The 19,840-nt window shown below is 39.4% G+C and carries 25 protein-coding genes; 4 read left to right on the forward strand and 21 right to left on the reverse strand.

Features of this window, described 5'->3' with window-relative positions; genetic code table 11:
• Positions 1-41: 41 nt before the first annotated feature.
• Positions 42-353, reverse strand: coding sequence for a YuiB family protein (locus B1K71_RS13050; RefSeq protein WP_077327735.1), 312 nt, complete (start codon positions 351-353; stop codon positions 42-44).
• Between the two features lie 222 nt (positions 354-575).
• On the opposite strand from B1K71_RS13050, the gene B1K71_RS13055 reads away from it, so the two are divergent.
• Positions 576-1,559: an NAD(P)/FAD-dependent oxidoreductase gene (locus tag B1K71_RS13055; RefSeq protein ID WP_077327738.1), complete on the forward strand. Its 984-nt coding sequence runs from the start codon at positions 576-578 to the stop codon at positions 1,557-1,559.
• Positions 1,560-1,726: 167 nt separating this feature from the next.
• Here B1K71_RS13055 and B1K71_RS13060 read toward each other — a convergent pair whose 3' ends face one another.
• The 3 genes from B1K71_RS13060 to B1K71_RS13070 form a co-directional block, all read right to left on the reverse strand.
• Complete coding sequence (locus B1K71_RS13060; protein ID WP_077327740.1) at positions 1,727-2,083, reverse strand: HesB/IscA family protein; 357 nt, start codon at positions 2,081-2,083, stop codon at positions 1,727-1,729.
• An 81-nt stretch (positions 2,084-2,164) separates the two neighbouring features.
• Positions 2,165-3,022, reverse strand: a complete 858-nt coding sequence (gene dapF, locus B1K71_RS13065) for a diaminopimelate epimerase (RefSeq protein WP_077327743.1) — start codon at positions 3,020-3,022, stop codon at positions 2,165-2,167.
• Between the two features lie 17 nt (positions 3,023-3,039).
• Complete coding sequence (locus tag B1K71_RS13070; protein ID WP_077327745.1) at positions 3,040-3,366, reverse strand: YuzD family protein; 327 nt, start codon at positions 3,364-3,366, stop codon at positions 3,040-3,042.
• Between the two features lie 152 nt (positions 3,367-3,518).
• Between B1K71_RS13070 and B1K71_RS13075 the strand changes: the two genes are divergently transcribed.
• The gene (locus B1K71_RS13075; protein WP_077327748.1) at positions 3,519-3,743 is read left to right on the forward strand and encodes a NifU family protein; all 225 of its coding nucleotides are present in this window, start codon (positions 3,519-3,521) and stop codon (positions 3,741-3,743) included.
• Between the two features lie 76 nt (positions 3,744-3,819).
• On the opposite strand, the gene B1K71_RS13080 is transcribed toward B1K71_RS13075, so the two are convergent.
• Complete coding sequence (locus B1K71_RS13080; protein WP_077327750.1) at positions 3,820-4,788, reverse strand: 2-hydroxyacid dehydrogenase; 969 nt, start codon at positions 4,786-4,788, stop codon at positions 3,820-3,822.
• Positions 4,789-4,815: 27 nt separating this feature from the next.
• On the reverse strand, positions 4,816-5,787 hold the full coding sequence (locus tag B1K71_RS13085; RefSeq protein ID WP_077327753.1) for a hypothetical protein: 972 nt from the start codon (positions 5,785-5,787) through the stop codon (positions 4,816-4,818).
• Between the two features lie 92 nt (positions 5,788-5,879).
• Between B1K71_RS13085 and B1K71_RS13090 the strand changes: the two genes are divergently transcribed.
• Entirely contained in the window at positions 5,880-6,392 is a 513-nt protein-coding gene (locus B1K71_RS13090; RefSeq protein WP_077327756.1) for a phosphatidylglycerophosphatase A family protein, read from the forward strand.
• Between the two features lie 35 nt (positions 6,393-6,427).
• On the opposite strand, the gene B1K71_RS13095 is transcribed toward B1K71_RS13090, so the two are convergent.
• Positions 6,428-7,198 carry a TIGR01457 family HAD-type hydrolase gene (locus B1K71_RS13095; RefSeq protein WP_077327759.1) on the reverse strand — a complete coding sequence of 257 codons (771 nt, stop codon included), beginning with the start codon at positions 7,196-7,198 and terminating at the stop codon, positions 6,428-6,430.
• 15 nt (positions 7,199-7,213) lie between these two features.
• A complete protein-coding gene (locus B1K71_RS13100) occupies positions 7,214-7,654 on the reverse strand; it encodes a DUF86 domain-containing protein (RefSeq protein WP_077327763.1) in 441 nt (146 codons plus the stop codon).
• Between the two features lie 90 nt (positions 7,655-7,744).
• Between B1K71_RS13100 and B1K71_RS13105 the strand changes: the two genes are divergently transcribed.
• The gene (locus B1K71_RS13105; RefSeq protein ID WP_077327766.1) at positions 7,745-8,014 is read left to right on the forward strand and encodes an SAV0927 family protein; all 270 of its coding nucleotides are present in this window, start codon (positions 7,745-7,747) and stop codon (positions 8,012-8,014) included.
• An 80-nt stretch (positions 8,015-8,094) separates the two neighbouring features.
• Here the strand turns inward: B1K71_RS13105 and B1K71_RS13110 are convergent, their stop codons facing one another.
• The 13 genes from B1K71_RS13110 to B1K71_RS13170 all read right to left on the reverse strand — a co-directional run bounded on the left by B1K71_RS13110 (position 8,095) and on the right by B1K71_RS13170 (position 19,839).
• A complete protein-coding gene (locus B1K71_RS13110; protein WP_077324861.1) occupies positions 8,095-9,333 on the reverse strand; it encodes an IS256 family transposase in 1,239 nt (412 codons plus the stop codon).
• Positions 9,334-9,450: 117 nt separating this feature from the next.
• Positions 9,451-10,893 (reverse strand): VWA domain-containing protein, encoded by a 1,443-nt coding sequence (locus tag B1K71_RS13115; protein WP_139343332.1) that lies wholly within the window; start codon positions 10,891-10,893, stop codon positions 9,451-9,453.
• Between the two features lie 42 nt (positions 10,894-10,935).
• The gene (locus B1K71_RS13120; protein ID WP_077327772.1) at positions 10,936-11,727 is read right to left on the reverse strand and encodes a hypothetical protein; all 792 of its coding nucleotides are present in this window, start codon (positions 11,725-11,727) and stop codon (positions 10,936-10,938) included.
• Positions 11,728-11,748: 21 nt separating this feature from the next.
• Positions 11,749-13,089, reverse strand: a complete 1,341-nt coding sequence (locus B1K71_RS13125; protein ID WP_077327775.1) for a vWA domain-containing protein — start codon at positions 13,087-13,089, stop codon at positions 11,749-11,751.
• Between the two features lie 303 nt (positions 13,090-13,392).
• A complete protein-coding gene (locus B1K71_RS13130) occupies positions 13,393-13,602 on the reverse strand; it encodes a hypothetical protein (RefSeq protein ID WP_077327777.1) in 210 nt (69 codons plus the stop codon).
• A 28-nt stretch (positions 13,603-13,630) separates the two neighbouring features.
• Positions 13,631-14,137, reverse strand: a complete 507-nt coding sequence (locus tag B1K71_RS13135; protein WP_077327780.1) for a hypothetical protein — start codon at positions 14,135-14,137, stop codon at positions 13,631-13,633.
• An 18-nt stretch (positions 14,138-14,155) separates the two neighbouring features.
• Entirely contained in the window at positions 14,156-14,824 is a 669-nt protein-coding gene (locus B1K71_RS13140; protein WP_077327783.1) for a Tad domain-containing protein, read from the reverse strand.
• Entirely contained in the window at positions 14,824-15,228 is a 405-nt protein-coding gene (locus tag B1K71_RS13145; RefSeq protein ID WP_139343333.1) for a TadE/TadG family type IV pilus assembly protein, read from the reverse strand. The genes B1K71_RS13140 and B1K71_RS13145 overlap by 1 nt, the downstream gene beginning before the upstream one ends.
• A gap of 31 nt (positions 15,229-15,259) precedes the next feature.
• Positions 15,260-16,090 carry a hypothetical protein gene (locus tag B1K71_RS13150; RefSeq protein ID WP_077327788.1) on the reverse strand — a complete coding sequence of 277 codons (831 nt, stop codon included), beginning with the start codon at positions 16,088-16,090 and terminating at the stop codon, positions 15,260-15,262.
• A gap of 49 nt (positions 16,091-16,139) precedes the next feature.
• On the reverse strand, positions 16,140-17,432 hold the full coding sequence (locus tag B1K71_RS13155) for a hypothetical protein (RefSeq protein WP_077327791.1): 1,293 nt from the start codon (positions 17,430-17,432) through the stop codon (positions 16,140-16,142).
• A 64-nt stretch (positions 17,433-17,496) separates the two neighbouring features.
• Positions 17,497-18,207: a hypothetical protein gene (locus B1K71_RS13160; RefSeq protein ID WP_077327794.1), complete on the reverse strand. Its 711-nt coding sequence runs from the start codon at positions 18,205-18,207 to the stop codon at positions 17,497-17,499.
• Positions 18,208-18,228: 21 nt separating this feature from the next.
• On the reverse strand, positions 18,229-18,942 hold the full coding sequence (locus tag B1K71_RS13165) for a hypothetical protein (protein WP_077327797.1): 714 nt from the start codon (positions 18,940-18,942) through the stop codon (positions 18,229-18,231).
• Between the two features lie 84 nt (positions 18,943-19,026).
• Positions 19,027-19,839 (reverse strand): hypothetical protein, encoded by an 813-nt coding sequence (locus B1K71_RS13170; RefSeq protein ID WP_077327800.1) that lies wholly within the window; start codon positions 19,837-19,839, stop codon positions 19,027-19,029.
• Position 19,840: the final 1 nt, after the last annotated feature.

The following is a 19,840-nucleotide window of genomic DNA, read 5'->3' on the forward strand; positions in this document are numbered from 1 at the left end:
CATCATTTCCAATCTATTAAGTTTTTATTCATATAAAAGAGTTAAAACATTTGATAGCCGCTCTTTCGCAGGAATTTTATTACAAATCCGGATACAATCGTACCAATGAATCCAGCGCCCAAAATAGTAATATCAACAATAGTAATATCCATCAGCCGCGATAAAGCCTCCGAAAACGCACTGTCTGGATGCTTGAAATATTCCAACGTTGAAAAATTATCCACAATCATCACAATAATAATCGGATAAATAAATGCCATCAGCCATGTACGTCGCAGCAGCATATTCAAAATAAACGCCAAACCAAAAAATATGACAAAAAACAATAATATCGAAACAACCAATTGAATCAATGCTGTGTCTCCCTTCACACTTACATACAAAAACCATTCTATAATAAAATAGCACCGGCAACAAGTACAGTCCCCGCACTTCTTTTTAACAATTTCACGACAACTATTCCCCTTGTATAAGTCTGCATACTGAAGAACGTGTGCTTTAATACACAGAAGCCGGTTGTTTGTGATACTATAGGAATGGTGTTTTATTCGACAATCATAAATGGGGGAATTTCCATGTCAGATAAAGTATACGACGTAACAATTATTGGCGCCGGCCCCACTGGCTTATTCACTGCTTTCTATGGTGGAATGCGCCAGGCAAGCGTAAAAATAATTGATAGTTTGCCGCACACTGGCGGGCAATTAACTGCCCTGTACCCAGAGAAAGATATATATGATATAGCCGGTTTTCCGAAAGTCGGTGCACAAGAACTAGTCGACAACCTGGAAGAACAGGCCAATATATTTGATCCAACCATTGTACTGGAACAATCCGTTCAGCAAATTGAGCGGCTGGAAGATGACACATTCAAGCTCATTTCAGATAAAGAAGTACATTATTCCAAGACGATTATCATTACAGCCGGAAATGGCGCATTTCAGCCTCGCCGGTTAAATGTCGGGGAATGTGACCAATTCGAGGGTGTCAATCTGCATTATCATGTAAAAGACATGAATCATTACAAGGACCAGAACGTTATGCTCCTTGGAGGCGGTGACTCCGCAGTGGATTGGGCGCTCATGCTGGAACCAATCGCGAAAAAAGTCAGCCTTGTCCATCGCCGCGATAAATTCAGGGCACACGAACACAGTGTCGAGAAACTTTTCTCGTCAAGCGTAGAAATTTTAACACCGTATGTACCAAAAGCTATCAGCGGAACGGAAAAGATTGATACGGTTACTTTGGAAGAGGTAAAAGGGGATAAGACAGTAGAAATCGACGTCGATTCTGTCCTATGTAACTATGGTTTTGTTTCCACCCTTGGGCCGATAAAAGAATGGGGACTGGAAATCGAGAAAAACAGCATCGTCGTCAACTCCCGGATGGAAACAAACATCCCGGGCATCTATGCAGCCGGAGACATTTGTACTTATCCGGGAAAAGTCAATCTGATTGCGACCGGATTCGGCGAAGGACCAACCGCCATCAATAATGCCAAGCAATACATTGATCCAAAAGCCCGCATCCAGCCGAAGCACTCAACCGCAATGTTTTAAATATATGAAGCCCGAGCACTAATAGAGTGCCCGGGTTTATTTATGAAAAATTTCCGATGATGGAAAGCTCGTTTTTTCCATGACGGACCGTATTTCTATGTGGAGAAGTGCCAAAACAAATTAAAAAAGCCGAAGCACTCAATAAGTGCCCCGGCTATACATGAAGTTTAGCAATTCTCCGGTGTACCTTCACGATTCTTCGCTTTAAACGAAGATCCGCACCCGCACGATACAATAGCATTCGGATTATCAATTGCGAATCCGCCGCCCATCATGTTTTGTTTATAATCAATGGTAGTTCCTTCTATAATCGGTTCATCCTGATTAAAAATAACAACAGGAATTCCGTTAATGTCATATGTGTTATCCAGATCTTCATTCACATCGTATTCAAAACCAAGTGAATACGAAAGTCCGCTGCAGCCGCCACCTTTAATGCCAAAACGCAGGCGAACACCTTCCTCTTCACCATGCATCATTTCTTTTACCTGATCAGCTGCTTTATCCGTAATGGTTATAACCATCTTTACCCTCCTCTGTATTTTGACGGTTTCATACGAATCATTACCTCAAGTATACAAACTATGTTCGGATCGTTCAACCAATCAATCTTTGAAGAAATAAATGCCCTCTGTTATAATCTCTGCCCCGCCAGTCATCCAGACCAAGTTTTGATAATCCCATTTAATCCGCAAATCCCCGCCGCTTAAATGGACCGTTATCTCATTTCCACGCTCTGCTATCCCGTTTAAAACCGCTGCAACAACTGCTGCGCAAGCACCTGTACCACACGCTTGGGTGACACCTGAACCCCGCTCCCATACGCGAAAATTCAGTTCGTCCGGTGACACTGCTTCAACAAATTCAACATTTACCCCGTCCGGAAACCGTGAATCGTCAGTTATAACAGGGCCAAGTTCATAAAGCGGAGCATCCTCGATGGCATCCACAAAAAATACCGCATGCGGATTTCCCATAGAGACTGCCGTAATCTCAAGTTCCTCCCCATCTGCAACAAACGGCTCAGAAACAACTTTATCAACTTCTTCCCCTGTCATCGGAATGTGTGACCGCTGCAAAATCGGCTCGCCCATGTTAATCGTAATCTCCTCCACCATACCATCGACAGGCTGAACCGCAGCCTTCACCACATTCGCGCGGGTTTGGATGTTAAAATCCTCCGTCTTAACAATTCCCTTTTCATACGCATACTTTGCAACGCAGCGTAATCCGTTGCCACAATTCATTCCTTCAGAACCATCCCTGTTAAAAATCCGCATACCAACGTCTGCTGTATCACTCGGATGTATCACAATCATGCCATCCGATCCGATACCAGTGTTGATGTCTGATACCTGCCTGGCCACCTCAGGAAATAGGTCCTCATCCAATTCATCATTAAATAAATCGATATAAATGTAATTATTTCCTAGTCCATGCATCTTTGTATAGGCTATCTTCATCTCCATACCTCATTCCATTAAGATTGCAGTGCAATACCGTGTTTATCCAATTCACGATAAATTGATTTCAGCCTCGGAATACCCTCCGCAACCAGTTCATCATTCACAAAGACAATCGGATAAAATAAATCTTCTTCAATAATCCGCTCTACAAAATCCTGATGCTTTTTCACTTCAGGCGGATTATCGATATCAATATATTCATAATCAATGTCATCAGCAACATATTTTCTTCCAATAGCTGCCTGCAGCCATTCATATGTATCCTTTGATCCTGGTGCACCTACACAGCTGGCACAAATCTGTTCAGCACCGTAAACCGTAACCAGTAAATTTTTCTCCATATATTGCTCCCTCACCTTCATAGTTACTTATATTTTACAAAATACTTGTTTAAAGATAAAATAAAAGAAGCTGTAATTGATGAAATGAAATTATGGATAGATTTTTTCGGCAATTCATTTTATAATGGTAATCAGAAAGGAGAAGATGGATAATGCATGAGCAAGTACAGGAAGTGTTAAGCAAATTACGCCCATTTTTACTGCGTGACGGTGGAGATGTGGAGTTAATTGATGTAGATGAAAATGGCATTGTACTTCTTCGTCTCATGGGTGCATGTGGCAACTGCCCAAGTTCTACAATCACTCTGAAGGCCGGAATTGAACGCGCATTGATGGCAGAAGTTCCCGGTGTAACCGAAATCGAACAGGTATTTTAAAAACATATAGATAAAAGCAGACACCCATACGTGTCTGCTTTTTATTTGATAAAATCCTATAGGCACCTGTCGAAATTTATTGTGTGCTTACCGGCGTTAATGGTTTTTCACCGTTGAATACTGCGGTTACGTTATCAAGGCATAATGTGAGCATTTTCGAACGTGTCTCCTCACTTGCGGATCCTATGTGGGGCAGTGCTGCCACATTATCAAGCTGGACAAGCGGATGTTCCGCACCGATTGGCTCACCTTTAAATACATCCAAGCCGGCAGCGCGAATTTCTCCTTTCGTTAATGCATCGTACAATGCATCTTCATCGACCGTTCCCCCACGCGACACATTCACAAATACTGCCGAGTTTTTCATTTTCCGAAATGCTTCCCGATTAAACAAATCCGCTGTCTGATTCGTTAACGGCACAAGACAAACAACAAAATCAGATTCGGCAAGCAATTCATCAAATGCTTTATAAACCGCCCCGATTTCCCTTTCAGCATCCGGTTTACGCGAGCGTGCATGATACATTACGTGCATATCAAACCCTTTTGCCCGTTTTGCAACAGCCTGCCCAATTCTGCCCATTCCAACGATACCGATCGTTTTATGATGTACATCTGCACCGGCCAGCAAATACGGTGACCAATTTTCCCATGCATTACTTTTAATATACTCACTGGCTTCGACAATACGACGGGCCGCTGCCATTAACAAGGCAAACGTCAAGTCAGCCGTTGTATCAGTCAAAACATCCGGTGTATTGGTTACCATTACACCCCGTTCCTTTGCGGCAGCTACATCAACATTATCAAAACCGACCGCCATATTGGCCACAATTTTCAGCTTTTCCCCATGTTCAAGCAGCTCACGGTCGATTTGTTCGGTCAGCAAACAGAGCAACCCATCGGCATCCTGTATTTCTTTAAGAAGCACATCCCTTGGCACTGGTTCATCCGCCGCTTCCCACATTCGAACATCAAAATGGCTGCGATATGGCTTTAGCACTTTTTCCGGTATTTTTCGTGTTACATAGATTACTGGTTTCAAAAGTCCATCGCTCCTCTAAAATTGTGATTATAACCAGTGTAACACAGGGATTTCCAACCTCTCACAATCAACACCCGCTTCATCAAAAAATTTCCCCAGACGCCGCTCATAATCCTGCTGTCGGTCAAGCAATTCCTCCAATTCAAGAACGCTCCCATCATTCCCTCCTTTGGCAAATCCCCTTTCCATTGCGTCAAATAGATGAATTGGGAAAATCAAACGTGCATAAATCATCCGCCAGCTGAATACCGATAACTGCCGCTCTTCCTGATAATCATTTAAAAAATCCCTGATCTTTTTGACCGGATCGTTTACCTGAAGCAGCCTGTGCCGGATATATTCCGCTAAATCCCTTGCCGGATGATCATAAACCAATTCATTTGTCCATACAAAACCATCCGCTAAATTTCCGGCATATCGCCTTAGTCCCATTGTTCCTTGGTCTACATCGCCAAAACGCTTTTCCCCCTCACTTTCCTGCATATATTGAATTGCATTTTCACTGATACCAACAACATATGGTAGCGCATCCGACAGCAACTTGCTCCACGGTGTCGGATTCTCATTCACATCCATAACAATTTTATTTTCAAATGCAGTAAGCTTATCAATCCATAATTGTTTCCATTGCCCATAGCTTGAAATTTCCTGCGGTTCATACGGATAGTCAAGACCACCCATGTGCAATTCCGCCAGCGCCTTCCCTTCCGACAAACTATGACCGGTTTCGGCAAATGGCGCCTTTACCACAAAGAAATGATCGTTCCGATAACGTGTAAACCATTCGCCGCTTACATTTTGAATTGGATAGGCAATTTTTGTATAATGATTTTCAACTAAAAAATACGCTGCAGCAGCTTGCTCCATATGTATCATTTCCTTATAGTCGGCTGAAATGGTAAAATAAAGAAAGTTATCCTGCTTAAAACCCTCCCTTCCGTTCATAATAATTTTTTCATGTGCCTGTATACCATAGAAATCAGTGAGCAATTCCTTCACGGATATCCTCTCCATTCAAAATAGATCTATATCCTATAACTATGTTTGTACCGGCAGTTTTTTAACTATAAATGAAAGAAAAGGTGGTTCGAATGGATAAAAATACACAACAGAGTGAACTTGAATTAAAAGCAAGAGAATGGCTGACACAACGCGGTGTCACCCTTCATGATATCGCAGAACTGGTTTATTACCTGCAAGCCAAGTACCATGAAGACTTGACGATGGATGAGTGTCTCCATAATGTGGACCGTGTCTTAACCAAACGCGAGGTGCAGAATGCGATTTTGACTGGAATTCAGCTGGATACACTTGCCGAAAAAAACATGCTTGACCGGCCGCTGCAACAAACGATTGAAACGGATGAGAGTCTGTATGGAATTGATGAAATCATCGCCTTTTCCATCGTCAATGTATATGGCTCCATCGGTTTCACGAACTACGGATATATCGATAAGCAAAAACCGGGCATTCTGGAAAAACTGAACGATAAATCAAGCGGGGAATGCCACACATTTTTAGATGACATTGTCGGGGCAATTGCCGCTGCCGCATCAAGCCGCCTGGCACACGGATCGGCTGACGTAAAACAATTGGATGACTGAAAAGATCAAAAGCTGCTCGATACTGAGCAGCTTTTTCAAATATTGTCCATCCATTGATATAAATTTTGCACATAGTAGGTTGGCTTTTTCGCCAATTGCGGATAATCGGCAAAAGGAGTGACACCGGTAAATACCATTAACGTATCAAGCCCTGCATTTATCCCCGCGAGTATGTCTGTGTGATAGTTATCGCCAACCATCAATGTATCCGTACTGGAAGAACCAATTGTCTCCAGCGCCTGTTCCATAATGATCTCTTCCGGTTTGCCAATAAAAGTCGGCTTTTGACCTGTACTGACCGTGATCACCGAGGTCAGCGCACCATTACCCGGCTCCAGTCCGCGCTCAGTTGGAATCGCCGCGTCACTGTTGGTCGAAATAAATGTTGCCCCATTGCGAACAGCAATACATGCTTTGGACAATTTATCATAGCTGATATCCCTGTCAATGCCAACTACCACAAAGTCACAGTCTTTATCCGTCAAAACAAGCCCTTCGTCATTTATCGCCTGATGAAGCCCTTCTTCACCAATCACATAACAACGTGCATTTTCATGTTGTTTCCGAATAAACTTGGCGGTTGCCAGACTTGAGGTGAAAACATGTTCAGGTGTCGATTGAATATCCATCCGCTTTAGTTTATCGGAAATCTGTTCTTGTGTTCTGGAGGAATTATTCGTCAAAAATAAATACGGTATACCCTCTTCAACCAGCTTGTCCACAAATTCACCGGCTGCCTCAATCCGTTCATTTCCTTTGTACATCGTTCCATCCAAATCAATTAAATATGCATTATATTTCCTCAACTGCAGTACCTCTTTCTACTCATTCTTTAAAAATGCGTTGGCAACCCCTAATTCATTATCCAGATATTTTCTCACATAGGCACTGAATTCCGTTAATTTATCCATGTTGTCCCGCAACGTTTTTTCGAGCAATTCATGGTCAACCGACAAATATTCTTTCACTAGATGTTTACGCAATAAAATAACTGCCTTCAGTCCCTCATCATAGTGCTCCGGAACGACTTTTTCATCAACCAGAATATCGATAATATCCTCATAACTGCCCGGATCGCGCATGATGAACCCGTCAATCATCATATTTCCGACATCAAGCATCGACTCAATTACCATATGTACGGTACGTTCCAAGTATAATTTTTCCATAAAAGAACTAAACTGATGCTTTTTCACCTCAGCAAGCAGTTCTTTCATATAATCAAGTATTTCTTCAATTTTTTTACGATCAACAAAGTACATTTTTCACCCTCCGAATATCGTGCTCATTTAACTATATCATAAGAACCGAATCATGTTATAGTAAAATAAAATCGCATGGAGTGAAATGAAATGGATAAAAGCTTTGACATACTGAAAGATGAAACACAAACAAAAGAAATACGCTACATAAGTTTCAAAGGCAACCTGCAACGATACGACTTTGCCCTTATGCAGCACGAAGAGGATCCATCCAAACTTGTTGTCATCTATCTGCAGAAAAACCGTTTCGCCTTTTTAGGAAAAGAAGACCTGGATAAAGAAGGCGAGATTGAGCACGTTTTCCATGAGACTGAAATGGAAGCGGATGAGATCAGGGCGTTTTTGCGGGGAGTGCTATAAGAATAAAGGGAAGAAGCCGCCCCCGAGGCGACTCCCTGGTTTTAATTTGGGTTTGTCAAATAAAGTGTGTAAGTTAATTATTACTCAAGATATTTGGAGACCCTGTCTTTGAAATGATCATGCACAAGAAGCTGATTCATCACCATAGCCCAGTTTTGGATGTGTCCACCATCCCATTTTTTCTCTAATTCCTGGATTCGCAAAAACAATAGCTTTAACAGGGCATTCTCGTTGGGGAATGCTCCTTTTTTGGTTACTTTGCGAAAACTGGAGTGGATGCTTTCTACGGCGTTTGTCGTATACATGACTTTACGTATGGCACTGCCGTAATCATAAAGCTGTTCGACATGATTAAAGTTTCGTTTCCAAACATCAATCGCTCCCGGATAGGCAGCCCATTGTTGCTTAAAGGATTCAAAGGCACTGTGACAAGCTTTTAAACTTGGTGCACCATATACCTTTCTTAATGCTTGAGTAAATGGCTTATAATCCTTGCTTGGAACGTATTTCACGGAATTGCGAATCAGATGGACCATGCAGCGTTGAACGACAACGTTCGGAAAAATGGCTTGCGCCCCTTCCTCCAATCCACTAACACCATCCATGGAAATAAAGAAAATGTCTTCCACTCCTCTGGCTTTGATTTCATCAAAAATCTGCATCCACTTATGCTTGCTTTCTGTTTCATTCAACCATAATCCAAGTATTTCTTTTGTCCCTTCCATGGTGTAACCAAGAATCGTATAAACGGCATATTTCTTCGTTTCATACTGGTTTCGAATGGTCGTATACATGCAGTCCACAAATACGAAGGCATAACAGTTACTTAAAGGTCTGGCCTGCCATTCTTCTAAATCAGGCAATACATTGTCTGTAATATCCGAAACCATGTCATGAGAAACCGAAAATCCATAGATATCTTCAATCGTGGAGGAGATATCACGTTGGGACATTCCACGGGCATACATGGCTATCACCTTGTCCTCAATGGCAGAAACATCCTTTTTCCGTTTAGGGATAAGTTTTGGATCAAAAGATCCATCACGATCCCGTGGAACTTGAATATCCAGTTCGCCTGAACTGGTATGGATGTTTTTCTTTCCGTATCCATTCCGCCTGTTTTCCGTGTCCTTTTCAGCTTTATCATTCGATTCATACCCCAGGTGATGATTCATCTCTCCTTTTAACATGGACTCAAACATAGGTCCAAATATATCTTTCAGGGCGTCTTGCATATCTTCAACGGACTTTGGCTGGTATTCTTCAATAATCTTGTTCGCTAATTCTTCGGAGTAAGGATTTCTTTTCGGCTTTGCCATAAAAATCACTCCTCTTATCTAGTAATTCTATTCTACCAAATAAAAAAACTGTGTGAGTAAGAACCGTACGCATTCTTACTTACACAGTTAATATTACACTCCCTTTAATTTTGAAATCTATTTGTGGTTTTTCTTCGTCTCATTTTCAAATCTTTCATTAATAGATTTTTTCATTTCCGTAATTTTTTGTTCACTGATTTCTTTTAATGTCACTTCCAGTTCATCTACTGTTTCATCAATTTCATCGATAATATCATCCACCCTGTCTTTAAGTTCCATTTTTTGATCATGCGTGATAATTCCAATGTCTTTCATCACATTGGCTAAACTGTTTAGATTATTACTTGTTCCCAGTGTGGTGAAATACCAGTCATTATGAAGCCCCATAATATCAAAACTATTTTCGACCTCAATATAATCCACATCTTTCAGAGCATCTTCTTTCCATTCTTCCCAGGCTTCCAGCACTTCTTTTGCACGCTTGAATTCCTCTTGAAGTTCTTTTTCATTGTCTGCAGTAGCAAAAATACCACCGGATACCTCAGCCATTTTTTCCAATTGCCTTTGTGCTTCAGCATCTGTTTGAAAACCAATAATATTAATAATTGGCTTAGCATTGGAATTCGCCAAAGATTTTGCCACTTTAACAGGATTACCACCGCAAGTTTCAATTCCATCACTGACAACATAGATCAAATTAGTATTTTTCTTTGTATCAAACTTACTTAATGCTTTCTTTGACTGTTTTAATGCACCAGCAAGCGGCGTCCATCCACTTGGCTGAAATTTATCCAATGCTTTCTGAAATTTCCCTTCTTTAAATGAATCAAATCCGTAAACCTGTTCAATTGCATTACATGACATTTCTTTATCACCCTCAGACCCGGTTCCTTTGTGTCCATATACACGTAATGAAACATTTGCTTCCTCAGGTAATTGCGATAAAAAGGCATTAATTGATTCTTTGGCTACATCCATCCGTGTTCCATTGCCAGCAGGATTAGCCATACTGCCACTGGAATCCAAAATTATTTCGACATTATAATTCTCTTTAAAATGGAATTTTGCATCAGGTAAATCCGGATTTCCAAACGAAGCAAATTCCCATTTTTTAATCATATCTTGTGGGTTGGGATAATTTTCAGACACAAGCCAGTACATGAAACGTAAATACTTTCGATATTCCTTATCTGTAGGGTTCTTACTCATTGGGCCTAGTTTCTCAAATTTCTTTTTAATCTTTTGTTCTAGATCGTAAATATTTTTTTTATCTCCTCCAAACGGACCAGCCGTCTGCTTAGCGAGACCCTCAACATCTGTTGGAATTGGAAGTAAATCCTTTAGCTTAACCTTTTCTGTTGGTTCACTTTCAGCGGGTTTATCCTCTTTTTCATTTTTGTCATTCGATGTTATACTGTTAACTTTCTTGTTCTGATTACCTTCTTTTTCTTCCTGTTTGTCAATTTCCGATTTTGCATTGTTATTTCCACTGTCGCCACATGCAGCAAGTAATGTAAACAATAAAATTACAATCATGAATACTAACCACTTCTTATGCACAAACACAACCCCTTTTCATCAAATTTCATTAGGTTTATTAACTTATTCCACATCCCGATACCGGTAATTGTATTTATAATAGACAACCCGTTCTTCCGTCGTGAAAGTTGATTGACTCCAAATGTCCCTATGTTCACTAGTTTCTTTCGTTTTAACCATCTTTAACTCGCCTGGTTCCAGTTCCATTATGTTGGAATTGATAACCTTCAGTTTTTCCTTGTCGCCATTCTGTACGTGTAACTTGACTTGCACCTCTTTTTTCTGATCCATGTTATTGCGTATGTAAAACACATTATCAAATTGCTCGTCAATACACCTGGTTCCTAGGCAATCACTTGTTGACCTCATAAGTACAATTGAAAAATCTTTATTTTTCGGTGATTCTTCCATCATATTTATGGCGTTGTTCAATGTAACAGCATATGTGACTTTTTGCCCCAACGGCATGAACCACAGGAAAAAGATAAGCAACGTTCCGCCTATTACACCGGTTATAATCCATACAACTCTTGGATTATGAAATGTTTTTGACAAATTATTACGACGTGCATATAACGTGGCAAAAAAGTTAATGATGGCCATAATACCCACAATTAATCCAACCACAATTAACCCAATGATACTGCCGGTACTATTTTGAAAGAATGCCAGATTATAGGCTGATGAAAGATAAAAATTAATGATGATACTACCAACCGAAATTACAGCAAACAGGAGAAGCGGCCCTTTCCAATTAACCTTTTGCCGCTTCCCTTTTCGGACATCAATCATGGACCACGCAAACCATATGAATGGTATTACATAAATAACAATCACTATTCCGATATAGAGCAATGCAAGTAATCCTCCCTCACCTTAGTTTTTCGACCGCTCTTTCTTCATCTTATCAATCAAATCACTTGCCTTTTGCTTCTCTCCTTCAATCCGCTTTTTAAGTTGTTCCTCTTTCTTTTCGTTCAATTGGTCCAACTTTTCCTCTCTGGATTCTATCAGTTCCTCTACTTTATCCGCTTCTTTTTCCGTTATTTTCTTCGTTTCAACCAATCCTATTAATCCCGATAACAGAAAATCTTTCTCCTGTGAAATAACATCATCAAAATCGGAAGCAATTGCATCCAAATCATCGTTCTTATGAATCGCATCCCAGGTTAGATCCACACCTTCCATAGCGCTCCACATATTTAGCTCTGCCGCTTCAACCGCTTCCTGGATATTATTCTGTGCTGCCACAAAAATATCTTTGCCGGAATCAACATTCGTGAAAGATCCGCCACCGGCTTTCGCAACTTTTTTCAGCTGTGCCTGTGCTTTATTTCCTACATCGAAGCCAATAATATTTACTGCAGTCGCAATGCCTGAATCGTGTAATGTCTTTGCGGCATTTACAGGATTGCCCCCACAGGTTTCCTCCCCATCACTAATGATGTACACAACATTTTTCACGTTTTTTCCGGAATAACCCTTTAAATCCTTTTTCGCCGCTTTTATTGATGCAGCAAGTGGCGTCCAGCCGGCCGGTTTAAATTTAGACAGCGACTTATTAAATTTTGCCTTTTTATATGTACTGAGCGGATAAACAACTTCCGTACTGCTGCAAGATTTTTTCTTGTCGGCGTCACTCCCGGTGCCTTTGTGCCCATAGACCCGTAACATTACCTTAGCATCTTTAGGTAAATCGGAAACGAACTTTTGCAATGATTCTTTTGCTGCTTTCATTTTCATTTCGCCGTTCACATAAGCACCCATACTTCCACTTGCATCCATCAACAAGGCAACATGCAATTTTTTATTTTCTTCCTTCTTGTCCGAACCCTTGCCCTGCTTGGGTGCTCCATCCACGATAAATGAAGGGTTGAAATTTTTGTATTTCTTCAATACCTTGCTGTAATCAGCTGCCAATAAATGAATTAAATGGTTATATGCTTCATCGGCGGTAAGATCCTCAGGCAATGACCCAACAGTTTTCTTTAATTTTTCAGGTCCCATTTTCTCAGATGTAAAGGCTTCACCCGGCCCTTCCTTCACCATTGCTTCGGGTTCTGTCGCCGCTTTCGGTATATTCGATTTGTCCGGTTCTTCTTGCTGTTCCCCGGCTTTTTCGTCTTTCTTACCTTTTGCTGCTTCATCTTCTGAACAACCTGTCAATAGAATCATAAATGCAAATAAAATTATGGAAAGGAATTTTGCTAGTTTCATTTGTACTTCCACCTACTTATCAATAAATTTTAACCAATGTAACATCAATTAGGCTTTCTTTTCTTCCGAGACCATCCCCCTCTATCAGTTTGCCATACATTTTGACCTTTCTGGATGTCTCCCAGAGGTTCGAACTCACTTCGGGAATATTATTTTGTTCCTGGGACTGATTGCTCTCTTTAGGGGGATTTTCCTTTTTGCAGTAACATCTGTACAGCCTGTAAAAATATTTTTCCTATATATGTATGCTCTTTATATAAATAAAAGGGAAAATGCTAAAACCGTCATTTTCCCTTCTTAAAATTATGATGATTGCTTCCCTTCTTTTTCCCATATGGCAGTGAGATGATTCTTCCTCATAAGCGGAAGGGCAAACCCAACAACAATCGCGGTTAACGGAAACCCTTCTGAACCCGCCAGCCATTCAAAAACCGTCACAGGTACAAAAATACCATAGATAAAAATCATTAGGATCAAGTAGAATCGCCGCCAGTTCTTTTCGGATTTTGACATGAATGTAACACTCCCTGAACAGGTTTATTTACTCCGTATCTAGCTGGACATTATACTCCTCAGCTAAGTTTAAAAACTTCTCGTCAGCTTTCTTCCCTAACTCTATTGCCTTCTTCAATTGCTCATTTGCTTTATTCACCAGTTCTTTTGCTTTTTGCTCGCCAATTCCTTCACCCATTTTTTTCACTGCATCAAATTTCATATTCATGCCTTTTTCCCATTTCTCAAATTGGTTGAGTCGCATTCTATGTAATTCCTTTACAACATCCGTTTTAGGATCCTGTGATTTCAGATATTCCGCAATATCTTTAACAATTGGCATTGCTTTTTCCTTTTGCATTTGATAGGCAGCCTTTGGATTTGCCTCTTGGAGAGATTGTTTAATAATTTTATCCAATTCTTCACCTTTATCATTTACATTTTTAAGATAGCTGTTATGGTATTCAACAATCTCCTTAGCCTGTTCGGATGCACAGGCCGCTAATAGCATAACAATTGATAAACCAATTAAAAATAATACCTTTTTCCCTTTCATTCCAATATCCCCAATCTATTAGTTGTCAAGTGGAATCGTATAACTATAATTCCAGATTTCATCCAGGAAATCTATTTCCGGACCGGCCGATTCCTGGTAAACGTTCTCCTCTAACCCTTCCATATACCCATCAAATGATACACTTTCCATTTCATTTGCAGCTCTTACATAAAATCGGTTATCCCGTATGTATAAAACTGCCCCCTCTAATTTACCACCATTATCTGTAATTGTATCTTTCACTTCATTTATGACCTTTCGTTCTATATGTTTATTCTGAAGCAACTCATGTAATTTCTGCCTGACAACGTCTTTGTTTAGCTCTTCTGTTAATACTTGGTCAAATGCCTCCACTTCAATTTCATTTTGTGACCAATCATTATAGGCTCCATTGTTTGCCAATGCAGTTGCTCGATCATCCACATCTTCTTCAATGTCCTTGAAGAAAGCTTGAAGTGCTCCTTCCAGCGTATCATGTTCATAATCGTAAATGACCTTCCGAACTTCTTCGTAGAGTACACTCGAACCTGATAGGCTTGCCTGTTGTACTGTTGTTGTTGAATCCTCCTTCGTAGCAAGTGCAGCACCTAAATTCAACACAAAAATAAGCAGTATCATAATAATGCTTAGCATTCCGAGGACAAATAGCGCAATATTTCCCTCTTCATTTCTGATAGATTTCCACATCACTCAATCACCCGACCATAGGCTTCAGTGGTATAGGGAACAGAGGGTAGGGAATAACCCAAAATTTCTTCGGGTAAAAAGATCAAATGTATATTAACACTAACGCTGGCAGAAAACTCTTTACTTCCCAAGTTCGAACCTGAAATTGAACTTGCCTGCAAATAATTGCCGGTGGAGGATAATATCTCTCTGGCAGCTGTTGCGGCCTCGGCAGGATTTTCTGTTACAGAGTATACCGTAGCATATTCATTTGCAGCCGATTGCGTAACTAATACAGCATTAACACCAACAACAAACTGGACAATAATCATTAACAACATCAGAGCCAATGGTACAATCCCCAGAAACTCTATTGTTGCTGAACCATCTTCACTTTTTGCCTTTTTTCTCCACCATTTAAGCATCATACACTCTCCTACCCTTATAGTTACTATTTTATAGATTTGGATGCCGGATATCCTTTTTCATGGAATTAATCCGCTTTTGCTGTTCGCTATAAAAATAGTCCCATACTGCTTCCTTATGCTCATTCATATTCATGTCCTCCAAACCTTCCACATAAGTTACACTATTGATTTCTTTCGTTAATTTCCGTTCACCTTTTGCAAATTCCTTTATATACTGATTGATTTCATGATTTGATAATTCATTTACGTGCTCATTATCTTTTCGATCTTGATCTATCTTTTCGAATAAATCAACTGCACCACGATTTACAAGCAGCTGTTTATATTGTATATAATCCATCTCGAGGAATACTTCTTTCGCGTATTCAATATCTTCAGGAAAAAATTTGGAACCATCAATTTCCTTTTGATCATAATAAGTCGTATATTCATTCATAAGTTTCACATGCTTTTCCTGAAGCTCTATTTGTGTATTGAGCGAATTCCAACATGTTTTATAATTTTCACGTACATTATCCAATAACACTGCTTTCTCAAGTACAGTTTCCAGGAAAGTTCTTGTTTTATAAAAAGCTTGCATATCGATATTCTTCCGTTCCATTCCATACCTCTGAATATTGCCAGTCATCGTTAACAGCAATATAAGCGATTCGAAAGCTTTTTCATAGTTTTCCAAGGACGTATTACTGCCTGATGACAAAACGGCTGCCTTTGTTTTATCAACTATTCTCTTTTGATAATAGACAAGGTAATAATCTGCATCCTCTAATCGAAAGTGCTGTGGATTAAATTTCACTTTCTCAAAAAACTTTTTATACTTATTGGCTTTTTGTTTGATTGATTGATCTACCTCTGACAACCTTAGCATCCTTTCTAACACAGATTCTTAGATAAGGCTTTCTTCATTATTAAAACCATCCAGTTACTGTATCCCATGCACTGGACGCAACATCTTTAATCGCGTTTCCTGCTTTTTTCGCTAAATGCTTCCCAGTATCCCATAAATTACCTTTCCAATTATCCGCAAATAATTTAACACCTTTGGAAACTACCCAAACACCCGCTCCAACGGCTACCATACCAGCACCAATTGCCTGACCGCCTGGTATTGCTGAAGCAACAACACCGGCGTTCATCAACGTATTTCCCAGGCTTGCCGTTGCATCAGCAACAGCGGAAGTTTTTTCAGCCCCGGATGCATCACTGGTTAAAACATCATATGCCTTGGCACCTTTATATCCCGTTTCGAATGCAGAAACTCCCGTGCCAACAACTGCTGCAGCAACATTTAATTTTGATAATGCACCTACAGAAGCCGCTGGCGGGGTGAAATTATCAGCTGTTCTAGCTGCATCCGCTAATGTATCAGTCGTTGAAGCAAATTGACGTGCAGTACGAAAATCCTGCACACCTTTAACACCATCAGCCACATGTGTATATGTATCATACATACTATTAATGGCATTATTCCCAACACCAAGTTTAACCCCGTTCATAAGTATATTGGAATAAAACCTGCCACCATAGTTAAACTTAGGGTTGTAGCCGAGGTCTTTCATCTTCATATAAGTTTGATAGTCACCCATCAGCTTGGCCTGACCCATTACCACATCATTGACAATATATTTACCTACGTTATATTCGTAAGGGAGCTTTGAATACTCTTCCAATCCAACATCATTGTCTGTGCCATTACCGGGCGTACCGTTTTCCTTTGCTCCATTGCCTTCTGTTTCGTTACCGTCCGTGACATTTCCTTCTGCTCCATCGCTGTCTGTTCCGTTACCGTCCGTGACATTTCCTTCTGTTCCATCGCCGTCTGTTCCGTTACCGTCCGTGACATTTCCTTCTGTTCCATTGCCGTCTGTTCCGTTACCGTCCGTGACATTTCCTTCTGTTCCATTGCCGTCTGTTCCGTTACCGTTCGTGCTATTCCCTTCCCAACTCTTACCTTCCCAGGGGTTTCCTGACCACAGTAAACTGTCACCATCCCAGGAGTTTCCTTCCCAGGTATCTCCGGACCAGGTGTCCCCGGACCATTGTGTATCATTACCTTCCCAAGAATCTCCTTCCCACGGATTTCCTTCCCAAGTGTCACCCTCCCATGGTCCCACTGCAAAGGCAACAGGAGTTAATACAGGTTGAAAGATAACAAAGATTATTGCCAAGGAAACTAAGATTTTTTTAATTAATCCGCTCATAAACTTCCCTCATTTCTAAGTAATTTAATGGAGATATATAGAAAACACTTTTCCTTTAAAAGAGTCAAAAACGTGAATTATCAACATCCAATGTCTGCAGTGACTTTCTCCACTTAATTATATAAAATGTAACAAGAAAAATAATGAATGGATAAAATATCAAATTTAATACCATTTGTGTAATAAGCTGGGCAGCAAACAAATCTGTAATTTTTATTAACTGGGTTGTTGTAAGAATTCCCAATCCCAGTTCTAAAACACCCGAAACAAGAATAATTAATGCAATTTTGAAAAAACGTTTTCTGCCAATCCGGAATCCTTCCTTAAATGCTTTCCATACAGATTTACCGTCAAATACACTAATATATGGAATCGGGAAAAATAGTATTAATATGATCAACCCAGGAATTATGAATAACGTCAGACCCGCAGTTATTAAAATCGAAACAATACAGGCAAAGACAAATACTGTGAATCCATTTGAAAAAAAAATATAAATGGCATTCCGTAAGCTATATTCGTTTCCTTCTTCTTCGTTATACACAAAACGAATATATGGTACCTGGGCATAGATAAAAATTAATAAAGTTATTAAACCGTAATATATGTCCGCAAATGAATAAATAGGAGTGGTTCTTGGAGTGATAGCATATATGTAATTGGTTACGAATGAGTGCAAAATTAATAATGGCAATGTTGTCGTAAGCATTAATACAAGAACTTTTTCAAATTCACCCATATATAATTCCCAAGTTAGTTTAAGTGGATGCTTCATAATTCCCTCCTTAACAAGTAATTAAAATACGTTTTCAGTTTCAACATCAAGTGTATCCTCTGACTCCCGCCATTTTATAATCAAGGATGTCAAATACATAATAACGAATGGAAAAAATAATATATTTAAAGTCATTTGCGTTATAATCTGTGCGGTAAATGACGACGAGATTTTAAAAATTTGAACTGACAGTACTACTCCGACACCAGCTTCAAGGAGTCCCGTAAATAATATAAGCAACAATATTTTTAAAAAATGTTTTTTTCCAATTCGAAAACCCTCTTTGCAAGACCTCCATACAGACTTTCCATCAAAAATGCTAATGTATGGAATCGGGAAAAAAATTGATAATAGAACCAATCCCGGAATCAGAAATAACATAAAACCAATTGTAGAAATGAAAGAAAGCAAACATGCGAATACAAATACGGTAAATCCATTTACAATGAATTGAAACAATGCATCCCGTAAGCTATGCTCTTTTCCACGATATTCATTATACACATATCTAATATAGGGAGTCTGTGCATAGAGAAAAAACAATACAGTCAAAAACCCATAGTAGATATCTGCATACGAATACCTTACAGTAAAACTTGGTGTTATTGCATACACATAGTTAGTTACAAAAGAATGAAGCAGTAATAATGGAAATGTTGTGATAATCATTATTACAAAAACCTTCTCGAATTTCCCTGTATATAGTTGCCATGTATTTCTAAGTGGATGTTCCATTATTATCTCCTTCCGGTTATGGGATAAAATTAGATAGTTATCCCATCCGTTCTACTACATATCGGTTATTATTTTGTAAAAAAACTATGGGAAACGTAATTTTTCATGGTCAACTTCAACTAGCTCATCCAGATCCCTATAATATCTGTTAAGCCATTTATCATATAATTCCTTATATGAATAATGTTCGCCCAAGACCCTGTCTTTTGTTAGTTCATTAAGAGACCTTTCCAAGTCATCTTCGGCAGCTGAACTTGTCATTTCTCTTAATAAGTTTGTATCCACAGATTCATTTACATTTTCCCGATTTTGATAAATAAAATCAAAATCCTTTCGGGTATCATACCTTGGCTTCAATTGTTTATACTGTATTAAATCAAATTCAGGGATATATTTAACTAAGCACTCCACCTCCTCAAAAGTAAACAAACCTTTTTCATTCACACGTTCTATAATATTTCTTGCCCTGGTAAGAAGATTAATTAGTTGATTTTGAAGTTCCTGCATTGAATTTAAGGTATCATACGCCCTTTTATAAATAACCTCTTTTTCACTATCTAAAATCTCTGAATCTATTACAGTTTTTAAATACATCTTTATCTTTTCATGCATTGAAAAATCTAAATTTGCGCGGGATTCACCTTTATTTGTTATGTTATGTTCACTCACTGAGTAATAAACATGTGGAGTAAGAGCCTTTAATGCATCATTTTTATTACCGTTGTCTGGAGTAACTACAGCGTATCCCTTTATTGATGCAGTCATCTTATTTTCGTATATCGCAAAATAGTAAACTGCATTATTCACCATAAATCCATTAAGATTAACTGTAGTATTTTCAAAGAATTTTTTGTGTTTTTCAGCTAATTTAAGAAGTTTTTTGGCACTGATTTTCATT

Origin of the sequence: Virgibacillus siamensis (genome assembly GCF_900162695.1) — a bacterium.
GTDB lineage: Bacteria > Bacillota > Bacilli > Bacillales > Amphibacillaceae > Lentibacillus > Lentibacillus siamensis_A.

Excerpts from the sequence above, each read along its gene's own strand:
- dapF (WP_077327743.1), bottom strand. The coding sequence starts at position 3,022 with ATGAAGATAGCCTATACAAAGATGCATGGACTAGGAAATAATTACATT.
- B1K71_RS13060 (WP_077327740.1), bottom strand. The coding sequence starts at position 2,083 with ATGGTTATAACCATTACGGATAAAGCAGCTGATCAGGTAAAAGAAATG.
- B1K71_RS13155 (WP_077327791.1), bottom strand. The coding sequence starts at position 17,432 with ATGAGCGGATTAATTAAAAAAATCTTAGTTTCCTTGGCAATAATCTTT.
- B1K71_RS13100 (WP_077327763.1), bottom strand. The coding sequence starts at position 7,654 with ATGTACTTTGTTGATCGTAAAAAAATTGAAGAAATACTTGATTATATG.
- B1K71_RS13170 (WP_077327800.1), bottom strand. The coding sequence starts at position 19,839 with ATGAAAATCAGTGCCAAAAAACTTCTTAAATTAGCTGAAAAACACAAA.
- B1K71_RS13130 (WP_077327777.1), bottom strand. The coding sequence starts at position 13,602 with ATGTCAAAATCCGAAAAGAACTGGCGGCGATTCTACTTGATCCTAATG.
- B1K71_RS13160 (WP_077327794.1), bottom strand. The coding sequence starts at position 18,207 with ATGAAGCATCCACTTAAACTAACTTGGGAATTATATATGGGTGAATTT.
- B1K71_RS13070 (WP_077327745.1), bottom strand. The coding sequence starts at position 3,366 with ATGGAGAAAAATTTACTGGTTACGGTTTACGGTGCTGAACAGATTTGT.
- B1K71_RS13075 (WP_077327748.1), top strand. The coding sequence starts at position 3,519 with ATGCATGAGCAAGTACAGGAAGTGTTAAGCAAATTACGCCCATTTTTA.
- B1K71_RS13135 (WP_077327780.1), bottom strand. The coding sequence starts at position 14,137 with ATGAAAGGGAAAAAGGTATTATTTTTAATTGGTTTATCAATTGTTATG.
- B1K71_RS13110 (WP_077324861.1), bottom strand. The coding sequence starts at position 9,333 with ATGGCAAAGCCGAAAAGAAATCCTTACTCCGAAGAATTAGCGAACAAG.
- B1K71_RS13165 (WP_077327797.1), bottom strand. The coding sequence starts at position 18,942 with ATGGAACATCCACTTAGAAATACATGGCAACTATATACAGGGAAATTC.
- B1K71_RS13125 (WP_077327775.1), bottom strand. The coding sequence starts at position 13,089 with ATGAAACTAGCAAAATTCCTTTCCATAATTTTATTTGCATTTATGATT.
- B1K71_RS13105 (WP_077327766.1), top strand. The coding sequence starts at position 7,745 with ATGGATAAAAGCTTTGACATACTGAAAGATGAAACACAAACAAAAGAA.
- B1K71_RS13140 (WP_077327783.1), bottom strand. The coding sequence starts at position 14,824 with ATGTGGAAATCTATCAGAAATGAAGAGGGAAATATTGCGCTATTTGTC.
- B1K71_RS13055 (WP_077327738.1), top strand. The coding sequence starts at position 576 with ATGTCAGATAAAGTATACGACGTAACAATTATTGGCGCCGGCCCCACT.
- B1K71_RS13090 (WP_077327756.1), top strand. The coding sequence starts at position 5,880 with ATGGATAAAAATACACAACAGAGTGAACTTGAATTAAAAGCAAGAGAA.
- B1K71_RS13145 (WP_139343333.1), bottom strand. The coding sequence starts at position 15,228 with ATGCTTAAATGGTGGAGAAAAAAGGCAAAAAGTGAAGATGGTTCAGCA.